Raw genomic sequence first — 16593 nt, forward strand, 5'->3', positions numbered from 1 at the left:
CAGAATATGCAACTACAAATTATACAACAAAATGTGCAACCGCTTTTGATACCTGATCAGTTCCGGAATTCACCTGCTGTATTATTGATTTTAATTCGTCAATAGATGCCGCTGACTCTTCTGCAATTCCTGCAATATCCACGGCCTCCTTAGAGTTACCTTCAAGAAGGTTGGATATCTCATTTACACTCGCGGTAACCTCTTCTACCCCGGAAGCCTGTTCTTCAGTCATCGCAGCAACCTGCTCAACATGCATGGAGATACCACTAACCGATTCGGCTAGTTTCCCAAAGACTTTCAATGTGTCACTCAATGCTACATTACCATCTTTTATTGCTTCCGCAGCAGTCTCTGCAGAATTTCCTGCATCCTCGGTTTTTTTCTGGAGTGAAGTAATCATTTCAGCAATATTTTCTGCGGATATTCTTGATTCAGTTGCTAAGGCTTTTACTTCTGCAGCAACTACTGCAAATCCCCGTCCTGCTTCACCAGCCCTTGCAGCTTCAATAGCAGCATTTAGTGCAAGAAGGTTAGTCTGGCTCGCGATATCTGATATCAGGCGGACAATTTTACCAATCTGGCCCATATCCTGCTGAATTTCTCTAATTAACCGGTTCATATCCTCCGCACTCGTTGTAATAACCTGCATTCCATCTTCAGATTTCTTGGCAAGAGATGCTCCTTCTTTTGCAAGGTCATTGGCATTCCGGGAATATTCTGATACTTCTTCAGTCTTTTTGGAAACCTCAGCGACGGTAATAGTCAAATCTTCCATTGCCTTGAGGATCTGCTGAACACCAGAATTCCCTTGTTCTGCATTTGTAGAAACCTGACTGGCACTATGTGCCATTTGTCCTGCTCCCTGTGCTATCTCACCTACGTTGACATTGGCCTGATCTGCATTTAAAGAAAGATTTTTGACTTGAGTGTTTATTGTTGAGATCGCTTCTGCTACTTTATCTCCTATTTCGTCAAGTGCTCCTCTGAATGATATCCAGTCTCCCTTGATATCCAGTTTTTTATCAAACCGGGCAGAAAAATTATATCCTGCATATTCTTTCGCAATTCGCATAGCTTCCATAACTGGCATTTCTATTGATGCCTGGGTCTGGTTCATCCCTTCGATAACTTTCCGATAATCTCCCTCGTGAACTGTCTGATCTACACGGAATGAGAGATTACCTGCAAGAGCTGCATCTGCAATATGAGTTGAATCTCTGACAAGGCGGGCTATTGCATCACGTGCAATATTTACTGCCTGACTAATTTTAACAAATTGTTCTTGTGCTCCTGTAATCTCACGATCTGCATCAAGCACAGTCGAGGTAAAACTCGTATTTCCATGAGAAAGAGAGGATATATTCTCATACAGGTTGCTGATAGATTTTTCAAGATACACAACCATCTTTTTGATGGTCGTAATATCGATATACATCATGACAATTTTGATTACATTGTTATTGACATCCAGGATGGGGATGTAGGTATAATTCAATATTTTTGTAAAAGATCCGAGATCAACGGTTATAGTGCCCGTCCCATCTTTCTTTGAAGAAATGACTTCATTAAATGTTGTCCCTTCCCGTTCAATGACATTTATTTCTTTAAGACTCATCGTAGTCAATTTTGACTCAGATAATTGAATGATATCCTGAAATGCCTTATTGGATGAGAGAATTTTTCCGTTTAGGTCTGTAGTAATTATTCCGGCAGGACTTTCATGTACTAGTGTCTCTGATTCATGCAACTGCTCAACAAGATTGGTCTGATCCAAAAATATCTCTATTAACTTGTGAACTTTTCCTCGTGGATCTTTAATCGGTATGTAGAAATAATCTACATGTCTGATACCCGCTGGGAATTGTACGATCATATTCCCGCCCTCGAGTTTACCTGAATTTATGGCATCAACTGCACTCGGTCCTTCTTTTTTTATAACTGTAAAATCCTGAATTTTCATTTTCAAAAGTTGTTCCGTAGAATACCCGCTTAATTTAGAAAATGCCGGATTCACATCTGTTATTTGTAAATCCAGATTTAAAGTAAATATGGCATAGGGATTTTCTGAAACAAACGATTTATTTTCTTCAATGAATGTTTTCAGGTCTGTTAAATCATTATATATGCATAATACCTTCTGTATTGTATTGTTTACATCCAGAACCGGGAGGTAGGTATATTCCAGAACTTTTATCCGGTCACCAAAATCTACCACCATCGAACCATTTTCTGGGCTTTTCGAAGAAAGAACATCCGAAAACATTGCACCCTCTCTGGATATGAGTTTAAAATCGGCAAGGTTCATCGTCCGTAACCTTTCCTCTGGAATCATGGTAAGATTCATAAATGCCTTATTGAATTGGAGGAAATTTCCTTTGAGATCGGTGGTAATGATACTGGTGGGATTTTCTGAAATAAGGGTGTCTGATTCATGCAATTGTTCAACAAGATTGGTCCGATCCAAAAAAATTTCAATAATTTTGTGAATATTTCCTCGTGGATCCTTAATTGGTATGTAGAAATAATCTACATGTCTGATACCAATTGGGAACTGTACGACCATACTTCCTCCTTCGAGTTTCCCGGATTTTATTGCATCAGAAACACTCGGCCCTTCTCTTTGGATGACATTGAAATCCTGGAGTCTCATTTTCAGAAGTTGTTCTGTAGGATACCCGCTTAATTTAGAAAATGCCGGATTTGCATCTGTTATCTGTAAATCAAGATTTAATGTAAAAATTGCATATGGGTTTTCTGATACAAAAGTTTTATTCTCTTCTATGTATATTTTCAGATCAGTTAAATCATTATATATGCACAATACCTTTTGTATTGTATTATTTACATCCAGAACTGGGAGGTATGTATATTCCAGAACTTTGATCCGGTCACCAAAATCCACCACCATTGTACCTTTTTCCGGATTTTTTGAAGTAAGGGCATCAGAAAACGTCGCTCCTTCCCGTGATAAAAGTTTAAAATCGCCAAGGTTCATTGTTCGCAACAGTTCCCCAGACATCATGGTAAGTTCTAAAAAAGCTTTATTAAATTGGAGGAAATTGCCTTTCATATCAGTCGTGATAATACTCGTCGGATTTTCAGAAATCAGAGTTTCCGATTCATGAAGTTTTTCGATGATATCTGTTTGATCTGCAAAAATATCATATACCTTTATTAATTCTCCATTGGCATCAAAAACCGGAATATAGGAATATTCCATATGCCGGATACCGGTTGGAAATTGGACGATAATTTTCCCTGAAACGGTTTTTTTATCTTTCATAGCTTCATCAACCGCTGGTCCTTCCCGCTTGAGGATAGTAAAATCGGAAAGATTTTTAGAGATCCATTCTTGACGAACATATCCGGAAATATTAGAAAATGCCGGATTGACATCGGCGATGGTCAAATCAGGATTGAGAACTATGAGGGCATAGGGGTTCCCATTTATCAATGCCTCGGTTTCCTCTAGTAAAACATTTCCGGTATTATCAACAACGGTGGCAAGTATGCAGGTTTCTCCTTCATATATTGATGTTGATAATGTCACTTTTGCTGGAAATATCTCGCCGTTCAACCGTTTATGATCCCAGTAAAATGAAACACTCCCTTTCTGACTTGCGAAAAGGATCCATTTCTTTATTTCTTCGTTGCTATTTTTTCCATTTCTTTGAAATGGAGGAGAAATAATCTCCGGATTTTTTCCAATTATCTGATCCGGGGTATCAATTTGAAAGAGAGTTAGAGCAGTTTTACTACACTCGATAAAGATCCCGTTTGAATTTATGTAACTATTCAGTCGGCTTAGGCTAATGCAAGATTTTGAGAGAGTAACGACTCTCCACTAATATCTTTGGTTCTATTTGGTGACCATGGAAAATTATGAAATGCTGAAACAATTCCTTCAATAACATTAATTCCATTTTTTCTTATAGTTGAGATGTAACTTCTGATCAGAGCAATCGCACTGGCTGTATCGAAGCTTCTAAATCCACCTGATATTTTCATTTTTACCTTCATCATACGAATATCTCTCTCGGCCTGATTATTGTCGAATGGAACGAGAGGATCATTTATAAATCTCAACACACTCTCTCTCCACTCTTTTAGCCTTTCGAGTAAGTTTCGTACAAATCCCTTTTTCTTCCTGCCCCTTTTTACTTCATCTACAACCGGTGGAGGATTTTCATCCAGTCCTATCTGTATCAATTCATCGTATGACTCCATCAGACTGGTACGAATGATTGGAGGAATAGGAACCCCAACTCCATGAAATATCTCTTTGTTTTCTTTTGCCCCTAATAATAACTCAATAAGATCATAAGGCCATTTTTGAGAGGTTTCTTCTTCAACCCGGATGAGTTCTCGGATAATATGAGCACAACAAAAACTGTGTTCGCAGGAATAGGAAAGATAAGGACCCCAGAAATCATGAACACTAATCCCATGAAATTCAGGAAGGATTCCAATATTATCCATTCCTTCTTTACCTCTTTTTCTCTGAAGGGAATAATGAGTTAGGTTAGGAGTACAGGTCACATGAAGCCAATGAAGTTTTCCTTCTACTCTGACTCCAGTTTCATCATTATGGATTACGGGCTCATTTTGAAGAACGTTTACAATATCATCCTTAAATGATTGTAATTTCTTCGCTAGATTGTGAGTTAAATTTACGATTGTTCCAGGACTAACAGAAAAACCGAAAAGAACTGAGCAGATTTCAGTTACTCGTTCATAAGGGATTAATTGATGATGAGAAAAATAGGTCAGATAAGATTTGACTCTGGATCCATATTGAACTGGATGTGTAACATCTTCGGGAAAATCCCCTGATGTTTTTAAACCACAATGAGGACAGCAGATAGTGAAAGACTGATGTTCTGTTATCTCGATTGTGGGAGGAGGGGGAAGATCAAAAACCTGTCTTTTTTCAATGCCGAGTATTTTTCCAGAAACAAGGCTATGTCCACATTTGGAGCATTCATGAGGTTTATGATATTCGATATGATCTGGATGAGGACTCTGCCTTAAGGTTGTCCCTTTATGGCCGGGTTGACCTCCCGGATATTTCTTTCGAGAATCTGATTTATTTCGATTCTTTTTAGCATACCCATCAGAAGATGGTGGTTTTCCGCTATTTCGACTATTGAGGTTTAGCCTGGATTCGAGTTCTTTGACTCTGGATTCTAATTGATCAATTCTTTCATGTAGGTGAACAATATATGCAATTACTTCAGGAGGACATTCAAGTATTTTGGCTTTGAGTTCTTCTGGAAAGTCCATTTGATAATTTAACGTTAATAGTCATTATAAAAAGATCTTTCGGTAAAAATGAATTTTTAGAAGAAGAGGACTAATATTAGAGTAGGTTTTCAGATGGACGGGATAAGGGCGCTGAGACCGGCTGAATAGTTACGAATTTATAATGAATATTGCACAAGGGATCTCGTCAATAATTCTCTGAAGTGTGGAGACATCTTGTGATTGGATCATTGAATGAGTAGTTACTGTCATTTTTTCAACCCTTTTTTCTCTGAATCTGGATATTGGTCAGTTGAGAGAATTATGTACTCAAATATCTTATTTATATCATCACCTGGTGGCGCCAGGATACATAGATTTATATGCCCATCTATTTTGTTATTATCTATGGATATGGAACAGAAAAAAATTCTATCCACCCTGTCTCATACAAAAAAACCATTAAATATCAAAGACATTGCTGAATTTTGTGGCATTAATAGGCATACTGTTGCAAGAAAACTGGATACGTTAGAGATTCTCGGCAGAGTTAGAAAGATAGAGATAGGGAGTGCAAAAAAATATACTCTTGTAGAAGCTGTGCCTGTTTCTAGTTTAATTGATATCAGCAATGATTTAATTATTATTTTGAATGAAAAATGGGAAGTGCAGTATATGAATAAATCTGCATTAAACTTTTTTCACCTGTCAGATCAACCAGTGATTGGGAAAAGGATTGACTTTCTGCGTTTGGAGATTTTTTCATCGTTTGAAGTCATCCAAGGGTTAAAAGAGTTTTCTTTCCAGAAGGTCACAAAAATAGAACTTGAAATACAAAAAAATGGGCTTGATCACTGGTATGAAATAACCATTATGAATATATCATTAAGACCTGGTTCCCTTTACATCGCTGTAATCGCTTCAAATATTACTGAAAAGGTAATAACTAGAAGAAAATTAATTGAAAATGAGGCAATGTACCGATCACTTTTTGAAAATGCCCCGATACCTATTAATGAAGCAGATTATTCTCAGGTAAAACAGTTTATTGACATACTAAAAGAATCAGGAATTGATGATATCAGGGCTTATTTTGATAAGAATCCTGATGAGATCAAAAAATGCAATCTTCTTGTAAAGGTTCGTAATATAAATAAAAAAAGTCAGGAAGATTATCGGGTCATAGATGGTGAGTATACGAAAATAATGGAATATCTGAATCCTCATCTCACAAAAGAAACGATGGAAAATTTTAAGGATCTGTATATTGCTCTCTATGAAGGTTCAAATTTTTATCATTTCCCATCATCAATTATTACTTCAAAAGGGAAAATCAGACATTTCTCTAATTATGTTTCAGATGCATCACCACAGAATGATCTGTCAAGAATATATATCTCATATCTGGATGTCACCGAACAAAAAGAGCAACAATTACAGTTACTTCAAAATAATAAAGATCTTATCGGGGTAACCGAAGAAGTAATTGCCCATGATGCTGAAATTAAGGTTCAGATAGATGAGTTGAATAATCAACGTATTGATGCTGAAAAACGTTCCATCCTGTTCACGCACCTTTTAAATGTCACCCATATCCCTATCATCATATTTGATTCATCAATGATAATCACCTGGGTAAGTACTGAAATGATTGATTTTTGTGGTTATTCAGATATTGGCCTTCATGGAAAAAACATCCGGATATTATTTTCCGACAATCATGGATTTGAACAATTCTGCCAGTTCATTTCACATAGTGAATTGGTTGGAAGACATACCAAAACATCTCTCTTACATGTGTCAGGGAAAACCCTATCTGTTCTGTGGCATCATGTGGGAAATATTGACTTATCAGATGGAAAAAGGATCTATGCAACGATGGTTCAAAAAATTGATTCATAACATGATACAACTATACTCGAACAAGATAACTCTGGAGGTCTGATTCTGGCTTTTGAATGTATGCAATGTGGGGAGTGCTGTGGTCATCTTGGGCTGATGTGGGCTATTGAAAAAGAGATATCCGAATATACCTTTCAGGTCCGGAATGAATACACCGGAGAACGGTACCTGGTTGAAGTCACCGAAGGTCATCGCTCTCTTTATGATGACAAGAGTATATTTACTGACCTTCCTGAAGCTTGTCCGTTCTTTCGCAAAGGAAGGGATACGAATCTCTGGTATTGTACGGTCCATCTGACCCGCCCGGATGTATGTAGAGAATATGGATGCTGGAGATTTTTAATTCTTGATCCACAGGGGAATCGGGCAGGAAGAGTTATGGGATCCCGTCACCTGCATGCAGAAAATCCCGGCCTTCAACAGATCTGGGATGAAAAGGTGCGAAATTTTTCTGAAACTGATGATGTTCTCTGGGACAAAAAGATGTGTGAGATTATTCGGGCTGCTGGATTTATTGTCCGGGATTAATCTCATACTCAGAAAATTCGAATAGTTTTCATAAGATAGAAGTACTATTTGGATCCGGGAAATATTCGATACCCTCCCCATGGCACCATAATTTCGAATCGTGCTCCTTTTCCTGGCTCTCCGGTTTCATGGATTGTAATACTGGTCTGAGCAAGAATTTCACGAACTAAAAATAACCCGAGTCCGGTATTTTCTCCAAATCCACGGATGAAAATTTTTTCTTTTTTATCCAAAGAAATACCAATGCCATCATCTTCCCAGAGAATGGTGAGTGCATTTTCTGATTCTATTGAAGATACCGTGATGGTTCGTACATGAGTACCATGCCTGAGAGAATTATCAAGGAGATTGAAAAAAACCTTTTCAAGCATCGGATCTGCAAATAGTTCAATATTGGGGGTGGTGATGTGTATTGTGACATATGGTGGAATCATCGAATATGGCAATACATCTACCAGTTTTTGCCATTGTGGCATCTGACTTCCTACATCCTGGAAGACTTTGGTAAATGTTATTTGTTCTTTCATTGTATCTGCTGCAAATCTGATCTTTTGTAAGAACTCATGCAATGATGGACTTTCTGTGTGTAATTCTGCAAGTTCAAGGTTTCCATATATGAGGGCCAGTTGATTATTCAGATCATGACGGGTGATATCTGTCATCAGGGTAAGCATTTTATTTGCTTTGTAAAGGAGATCTTCAACTTTTTTTCGTTCAGTAATATCTAATACAAATCCGACACCATGGGTTCGTTTCTCATCCAACATGGTACCTGCCAGGAAAACCGGAATCCGTGTCCCGTCTTTTCTGATGTATTCCTTCTCATATGGTTTTTTATGAATCCCAGTCTCAAGAAGTTCTTCTATGGCTGATTTATCAACCGAGGCATATTCCGGAGGTGTCAGATTAAATCCATTAATACGACCTTCTTTCAGATCTTCCTGTGAATATCCTAACATATTTAGAAATGTATCATTTGCATCGGTTATTTGTCCGTCAAGATTCCAGAACATCACCCCTAATAATCCGGAATCATATACCCACTTGAGTCTTTTTTCACTCTCCTGGAGTGCAATTTCTGCTTCTTTCCTAGCTGTAATATCCTGACAGATTCCCTCTACAACAACTGTACCATCTTCTTTTCTGGTGATTTTTGCATTAATTAAACCCCAAATAATCCTGCCGTCCTTTCGGTAAAATCGTGTTTCAAAATTATTGATATATCCTTGTGATGTAAGCATTTGAAGGACTTTATCCCGATCTCTGGTATCAACATATCTTGAGCCAATGTCTGTGATTGAATTGATAAAATCCTCCTCTGAATCATATCCAAGATACTTAACAGCATATGGATTTGCACCAAGGAACCTGCCATCAAGTGAGGATGTAAAGAGGCCTATGCTTGCATTATTGTAGATCGTGCGGTATTTTGCTTCACTCTTTTCCAACGCAGATTCCTGTTCCCGTTCTTTTGCTACGTTATGCAAAGTTCCGATAACTGCAGGACGATCCTGATATGTTCCGATCCCAACTGACATTCTGACCGGGATGCGGGTAGTTCTGTCCTTATGAAGCAGGTTGAATTCATACGTCTCTGGGAGAATCTCTCCGGCAAGCCGGTCAAAATGCCTTTTTATGACCCTTTCCTGATCTTCAGGGGCAATCAGTTCAGAAATGGGCATTCCCATTACCTCATTCTTCTGATACCCAAGCATGGTTGCCTGTACTTCATTGGACAAAAGAAGAATCCCATCCTGGGCCAGGAATGCTCCATCCTGGATGTGGTCAATGAGAACCTGAGCCTGTTCTTCAGAATGTTTCAGGGCGATTTTTGCCTGTTTTTTCTCAACGGCATGCATTATTTTATGTGACAATTCAGCAAAGAGTGGTACAGGATCCCCGTCTTTTTGAAGATAGTAATCCGCTCCTTCATTGAGAGCCTGGATGACCACGTCTTCCCTCCCTCGTCCTGTAAAAAGAATGAATGGAATTTCATTTCCCATTTGCCGGAGGTTTTTGAGTAATTCAATCCCGTTCATTCCGGGCATTTCATAATCTGATACAATTACTTCATATGGATGGGACTGTGCCATTTCAAGGGCTGATTTAGCAGAAATTGCAGTGTCTACGGTAAAAACACCCTTCATTTCCAAAAATCCTTTCACGAGGTGCAAAAAGGATGTTTCATCATCGACATAGAGGATAGATATCATGATAGAAGGCCGGGTAGTATTCAGTGATTCACTATTGGATGTACCAGGGATAATCTTTTTGTAATATATTCTCCATGTAAAAAATTGAACGATTATTTAACCTGAACTCGGCATTTTAACCCATAGGTATTTGGTCGGTGAAGAGGCTGAGTATTTTTGTTGCTCTCTTAGGAATCTGTGCAAAACTTTTTGTTCCACGTGCATCATGAATTATCTCAATTTTTGAAAGTTCAAAAAAGACTTCTTCTACAGAGATAATCTGATTTAAGTTTAATATGCGAAGTTTTCTTAAAACTGAAAAGTATATCCTCAGTGCCAATAATGATATGAAAAAATAACCTCTAACACTTTCTTCCGACTGCAAATACGATTTATCTGAATCTATTGGGTTTTTTAATGCATCAAATGCAAGTTCCACATCTTCCCTCTCTTTATATAAAAGAAAAATTTCTGCTGGAGGTTTAGCAATGTCAGATAATATTGGAATTATTCCCGAAAATTCGCATTTATTTTGATATTCACCTACATTCAGGCCTCTTTTAAGTGAATTTTTTAGTAAAGTAGATTCTTTTTCCCCCTTCAATAAGGGATCCATATAAAGGTAGAGGTAACCATATTGATTATTAACACACGTACACAAAATCCCTCTATTACGATATAAAAACCCTCCATCCCATACTATTTTAGATTTTTGTAAGAATTTTGAATTCTTTTTTAATGGGACAAGGTAGTGAATACCTCTTTTTTTTAGTTCATTCAACAATGAATACGAAGAGAAGCCCCGATCCAAAATTAATCCAATATCGTTGTCTTTAAATCGATTTAAGAAATTTTTTATTGTTTTTATATCTCTCATAGATCCATATGAGACATCGCATCCGATTGGAAGACCGGTATTCGATGAGAATGCCATTGAAACCCCAATTTGTTCGTTTTTATCATGGTCTGCATTATATCCCTTTTCAGCTAACTTTATTGATTCAGAATAAGTAATAATCGCAGTTAAGTCGTAAAATATCAAATCGTCGTCTGAAGCTAATTCTGCAAATAAGTCATACCACCAGCCAACTTCAGAACCGATTTGGTGAAGTACCTCTCCTAAATGTTTAGGCAACAATTTGACATTGATTTGATTGGATAAATCTAACTTTTCCCATCGTGATTCAATTAATCTGAGAGGTTTAGGATCTAAGGCTTTTACGATAGCCATAGTGACTAATTCCTTGAAATATGGAGTATATTTTTCTAATAATGATTCAAGATCCTTGATGTATGAATAGGCTAGCATCCCATTAGCATATTCAAATATTTCTCTGTTTGAAACTATTTTTGAGGCTGAATTTTTTTTGGGTTTAAACGTACCATCACGAGTTATGGATCCAATATAGTGTGTCGTTTTTTTCGATTTTTTTGTTTGTGGATCATACACACTTGAAGCGCGATAAACATAAAAACCACCTTTGATTTGATGAATTTCTACGTTATGTTGAAGATTTTTTTTCAAGTTTTGAAGGGTGTGCCGCACCTTATCAGGGATCATATTCATATCCTACTACTGGGTTAAAATACACTGTGTTAATTTATTAGTAGAATTATAAATATTTTGCCCTGTTCTAGAAGTTCATTTTTTAAACTCCTTAAAAATTGAATATTTTTCAAAACAAAGGGTAAAAATATTTGAAGGAAACTTACAATACTGGGTTAACTAAGAAAAGTTAGGGTTATTTAAGAAGAACATTCGTCGTAACTATACCCGGTAATCCAAAGTCAACGAAGAAATTCAGGGTTTGTTACATCTCCAAAAAAGGAGGATTTATGCAAGACCACCAATGGTATCGGCCCATGTCTCAATTTTCTTGATATGAGGTTTGAGTTAAAGATCTTCACCGCTTCAGCAAATTTGCCGGATTATTGTACTATCCTGAGATGATTCCCTCCTTCATAATGACCCTGTCCTGAGCAACCTGACCTTGCCGGGGGGTGTCAGAAAAAAGAAGAGGATCGTGTCTGTTCTGGTTATGAGTCACACGGACAAGGCACGAAACTCACCAGCCTTTCTACCCATCAATCTTATACTTCCCTTCCGGAATATTGATCTCAAACCGAACACCCTCTCCGGGAATTCCACATTCTCTGATAGAAAGGCCGGTGATATCCAGGATCTCCCTGATAAAGAATAACCCAAGACCGGTATTCATCCCAAAACCCCGGGTAAATATCTTCTCTTTCTCCTCGTTGGGAACACCACAGCCGTCATCCTCATAAATCAGTAAGAATTCATCATTCTTCCTCTCAAAGGAGACAGAGATGGATTGAACGGTCTTCCCATGCCGAATAGAATTCTCTACCAGGTTGAAAAAAACCTTTTTCAGTAAGGGATCAGCAAAAATAAGGATTTGAACATCTGGAACACGATAGGAAATACCCGATATCATCCGAATAATCAGAGGATCGGCACATATCTCTGAAATATCCTGCCATCCAGGTTTTGTCTGTCCAAGTGACTGGTACTCGGCAGTAAACTCAATCAATTCCTGAACACCCTTTCCAGCTTCCAGAATCATGGCCATATTCTGTTTAATCTCTTCCTCTGACAACGGATAAGACATATCTGTTAAGAATAAAATAATCTGCACCTGATTGAGAATGTCGTGCCTCGTAATGCTTGAGAGCAGATTCAATTTTTTATTCGTCGTTTCAAGAGAATGGGATATCATCTCAAGATCAGCATTCTTCTGCATGAGTGTATCTTCAAGCATCTTTCTCTGGGTAATATCAGCAAATGACACAAAATATGCATCATTCCCCAGGTAGGTTATCATCCTGACCGAAGCATATACCCAAAGCATTCTCCCGTCATGAGTTTTCATCTCCATCAGAACATCATCGACATGACTCTTCGTCTTCAGTTGCTCAGTTATCATGTTCCGGATAGAAATATCCCCATAAAAACGGTCAGAAGGACTCCCAATCAATTCCTCCGCAGGAATCTGAAACTGTTCAACGGTCCGGTAATTTACAAGCAGAATAATATTGTCAGAAGAACGGATGATAACAATCGGAAACGGAGCACCATCAATAAGACTTTTCCACCGGCGTTCACTCTCCCTTAGTTCTTCTTCCAGATTCTTCTGCAGGGTTATATCGGTTAAAAGGATAACTTTGCCTTCTGCCTCACTGGAATCAGAGTATATGGTATCCATTCTGGCTTCGTAAAAGAAATCCTGTTCCTCACCTTTTCGAATGATCTCCTGTCTGCCACGGAATTGACTGGATGCAAAACTCACAAGTTCAGGCCAGGTGGAAGCACAGGTTTTCAGTGATTTTCCTAGGGTTGATTTTGATATATCAAGCAGGCTGGCAGCTGCGGGATTAATATCCACTATCTTCTCTTCATTATTCAGAACAATCATGGGCATTCCCATCCCATCAATAACTGTGCTCCGGGCAATTGGAATAATGTCAAATAATTTGTATCTGAATAATGCAATGCTGTAGAGAATACCCATAACCCAGAAGAATGCCGGGGCAGGATTGACACCGGGAATGAACCTCAACCCCACATCATATGAAAATGCAATTATAACCGGCAAAAATAATGCAAGGGCTAACATAATCCGTTGTTTCAGATAGATCCTGTGAGTTTCATCCCTGATAAACACCAGCAGAAAAAACGCCAGGAAAATGAGAATGTAGGAATAAATCAGGTATATCTGAAGAAACGGACCTGGAGCGTACTTCAGGACAGAAAATTCTCCAGCCTGAATGAGTTCAAAGTTATACCGAAAAAACGAATGAAGCGGACTTGAAAGAGCCAGAAGGGTGGCAAGAGATGGAATAATACAGAGAAGACCAAACCTCCATCCTGAAACCCAGTTTTCACGCCGAAGAAACGTAAGAACCAGCCACAATTCAAAAACTGAAAGAAATGGAAGGAAAATAAATTTGACATTGTGCAAGAAGATCTTTACCGGAAGAGTAGGAGAAGAGAGTTCCAGGGCATATGTCAAGGACCATCCGGCTGCAAAATACATAAGCAGCTGGTAGGGTACGGTTGCAGGATTGGTTGTGTAACGTCTGCTATACAACCCAAATCCCAGCATGATCACCGCTGATGTGACAAGCAGGAGAAATAATATCTGGCTCACCATGATCGATGATTCGGAAATTTCCTGACCCGATAATATATACCAGAGATCCATCCGGACAGGAACGGAGTATCTGAAGGATCTTTATTCAGTCATACTATAAAAAGAGGTACGGCGTCATGTAAATAGAAGAGGTGTCATGTGACTGACGAATACTCTGAAAAATTTTAATTTATCCGGTAGAACCGGTCAATTGCAACACTGATTGGATCATTATCTGAAAGATAGGTAAGTTCGAATTCATCAGCACTGATTATCTTCCCGGTTGAATACCCGTTATTCTGTTCTGCGAGAGAGATTCCAGTCCCATCTGCACTCACTACTCCTGCAAGGTCCACCCGTTCCTCTGTACCATCACTTTTGGAATACGAAGAATATCCGACAATTATCCGATCCTGCTGCTCAGTAATGTTTATGAAGTAAACTCCCTCTTCCTGTTCAGAAAATCCCTGACCAGCATTGTATTCCACATATGGTCCGGTCCAGTTCCCAACAAGATCTGGAATATCTGCAGTAGAAATACCAACCATACCCACAAATACACATACAAGCAAGAAAGCCAGAAATCCTTTCATACGATATAATCACATCACAAAACCTGATAATAATTTCCATATATTACGAAGAATTTGGTATGGATTTTGATATCGTGAATCCAAAAAGAGTGGAAGAATGGTAGTTTTTCACGGAGAATAATCAACGACAATCGGAGATCTGTTTGGATTAATTTTTTCCCAGACTCCAGAAATTTTCCATACAATGGAGTTTTTTAACTATGGTTTCAAGTGTTCCTTATCTGATGGGCAAAAATTCTCAGGTAAGTACATTAATCAGCATATATTTCTTTCAGGTATGCCAGTAAGTCCCTCAGCTCATCTTCCCGAATCTTCATCTCTTCAAGTTCCTTCTGAATCAGAGCCATTACTTCTGAATGATTGGCATGCCATAAGGGAGTCCCTCTCCGGGGAGATTCTTTGGTTACAAGATCCTTTGATTCTAATGCTTTCAGATGTGTCTCGACAGAACCATGAAATGAATATTTGAACACATCTTTCATGAAGGTCTTTATTGCCTGTTCTCTGACTCCATCCGGTGAACCTGATACGTAATACAATATCTCGCGATCAGTCAGGCTTTGAGACAACTCCCGCCATCGGGTTCTATGGGCGTTTTCCTCGTTCTTATCATTCATAGTATTCTCAAGGATTAGGATGTATCACTGATTTAAGGGCTCGGTCAGATCCTTCAATCACCAATAATAATGATGGATTGATATAATGGTTTTAGGTTACCTGAGTAATAACACCTGCACCATCTCTCCCTTTCGAAATCCATTACTCCACTGGGGGAGATGAAGAATCCCATCTGCTGCCATTCCGGTCATGTGGCCGAACTCCCATGGAATTGGTATAATACGTATTTTTCCATCGGTATACCGGGTTGTTATCAGATGAAACAGGTCAAACTGGTTACAGGGTAGAATATCCTCAGTTATCTCCCCAAAAACATGTTTCTTCCCTGGTATTGGAACATCCCAAGATTTTAGCAGGGGAAGCACCAGGTTAAAAAAGGCGATTAAACTGGCTATCGCCTGCCCTGGCATACCAAAAACTGGTTTTTCACTGACAATACCACAAGAGACCGTTGTTCCGGGATGCATTGCTACTCCGTGAAAAAGCACCGAACCGCTCTTTTTTATGGCATCAAATGTACAATCCTTCGATCCTTTTGATGATCCACCAAAAACCAACACCATATCGCTATTGTCACATGCAGTACTGATCTGTGTGGCAATCAGATCTGGATCATCAGGAATGATCGGATACAGATCGGTCAATACCTGAAAGTCCCGAAGATATTCAGAGATCATAATAGTATTTGTATCTGCAATTTGTCCCGGAAGCGGATCTTTTTTCAGGGGAACAATCTCATCTCCGGTTGCGATAAGACCTATTTTCCACTTTTTAACCTTAACATTCCGAATCCCAAAATGTGAGAGTGTTGCGATATCATAGGGGATGAGTCGCTGATCTGATTGAATGACTACCTGTCCTTTTGTTACTTCAGCCCCTTTTTTAATAACCTGATGATGTAGTGTAACCGGGGTCAGGATATACCCACGATCCGGGCCGCTCATCCGGACAACATCTTCCGTGACCACAGCATCAAATCCTTCGGGCATGGGAAGACCAACATTCACCCTGACATATTCAATTTCTCGTGGATCTTCAGGTGATGCCCCCTTTGTCTGTTTACTCCTGACTGCAATTCCATCGATCCCGGCAAGAGGTACGGGCGGTATTGTTCGTTGTGAAAGCACTGATTCAGCCAGGACATGCCCCTTGGCATCCTTTACGGGGATAATTTTCGTCTGGGATACATGGTGAAAAGATGATAATATGGTCTTTTGAGCTTCTTTCATGGAAATAAGCGAACCATAGTGGAAAGATAATGGTGGAATCATTTCTGGAGGTTCTACTTTATCGGTTGACAAGCATAAAAAAGTAACTATTACTTTACCAAGTATCGGTCGTGAAAGGATCATTTATTATCTGTTTCAT

General features: G+C 38.8%; 10 protein-coding genes. 2 read left to right on the forward strand and 8 right to left on the reverse strand.

The genetic code is table 11. The annotated features are described in order from the left end of the window. Positions 1-19: 19 nt before the first annotated feature. Positions 20-3814 carry a PAS domain-containing protein gene (locus tag KSK55_RS12605; RefSeq protein WP_306128596.1) on the reverse strand — a complete coding sequence of 1265 codons (3795 nt, stop codon included), beginning with the start codon at positions 3812-3814 and terminating at the stop codon, positions 20-22. Next, positions 3805-5283 (reverse strand): IS66 family transposase, encoded by a 1479-nt coding sequence (gene tnpC / locus KSK55_RS12610; protein ID WP_218607127.1) that lies wholly within the window; start codon positions 5281-5283, stop codon positions 3805-3807. The genes KSK55_RS12605 and tnpC overlap by 10 nt, the downstream gene beginning before the upstream one ends. A gap of 366 nt (positions 5284-5649) precedes the next feature. Here tnpC and KSK55_RS12615 point away from each other — a divergent pair, with 366 nt between their 5' ends. Both KSK55_RS12615 and KSK55_RS12620 read left to right on the forward strand, forming a co-directional pair. After that, the gene (locus KSK55_RS12615) at positions 5650-7143 is read left to right on the forward strand and encodes a PAS domain S-box protein (protein ID WP_218607128.1); all 1494 of its coding nucleotides are present in this window, start codon (positions 5650-5652) and stop codon (positions 7141-7143) included. A 60-nt stretch (positions 7144-7203) separates the two neighbouring features. Next, the gene (locus KSK55_RS12620) at positions 7204-7671 is read left to right on the forward strand and encodes a YkgJ family cysteine cluster protein (protein ID WP_218607129.1); all 468 of its coding nucleotides are present in this window, start codon (positions 7204-7206) and stop codon (positions 7669-7671) included. A 44-nt stretch (positions 7672-7715) separates the two neighbouring features. Here KSK55_RS12620 and KSK55_RS12625 read toward each other — a convergent pair whose 3' ends face one another. From KSK55_RS12625 to KSK55_RS12650, 6 genes are all read right to left on the reverse strand, one after another. Then, a complete protein-coding gene (locus tag KSK55_RS12625; protein ID WP_218607130.1) occupies positions 7716-9884 on the reverse strand; it encodes a hybrid sensor histidine kinase/response regulator in 2169 nt (722 codons plus the stop codon). A gap of 115 nt (positions 9885-9999) precedes the next feature. Further along, the gene (locus KSK55_RS12630) at positions 10000-11424 is read right to left on the reverse strand and encodes a transposase (RefSeq protein WP_218607131.1); all 1425 of its coding nucleotides are present in this window, start codon (positions 11422-11424) and stop codon (positions 10000-10002) included. A 517-nt stretch (positions 11425-11941) separates the two neighbouring features. Next, complete coding sequence (locus KSK55_RS12635; RefSeq protein WP_218607132.1) at positions 11942-14086, reverse strand: histidine kinase N-terminal 7TM domain-containing protein; 2145 nt, start codon at positions 14084-14086, stop codon at positions 11942-11944. A 113-nt stretch (positions 14087-14199) separates the two neighbouring features. After that, positions 14200-14607 carry a hypothetical protein gene (locus KSK55_RS12640; RefSeq protein ID WP_218607133.1) on the reverse strand — a complete coding sequence of 136 codons (408 nt, stop codon included), beginning with the start codon at positions 14605-14607 and terminating at the stop codon, positions 14200-14202. Positions 14608-14858: 251 nt separating this feature from the next. Next, positions 14859-15224: a hypothetical protein gene (locus KSK55_RS12645; RefSeq protein ID WP_218607134.1), complete on the reverse strand. Its 366-nt coding sequence runs from the start codon at positions 15222-15224 to the stop codon at positions 14859-14861. Between the two features lie 96 nt (positions 15225-15320). After that, positions 15321-16577 (reverse strand): molybdopterin molybdotransferase MoeA, encoded by a 1257-nt coding sequence (locus tag KSK55_RS12650; protein WP_218607135.1) that lies wholly within the window; start codon positions 16575-16577, stop codon positions 15321-15323. Positions 16578-16593: the final 16 nt, after the last annotated feature.

This window comes from Methanospirillum hungatei, assembly GCF_019263745.1.
Classification (GTDB): Archaea; Halobacteriota; Methanomicrobia; order Methanomicrobiales; family Methanospirillaceae; genus Methanospirillum; species Methanospirillum purgamenti.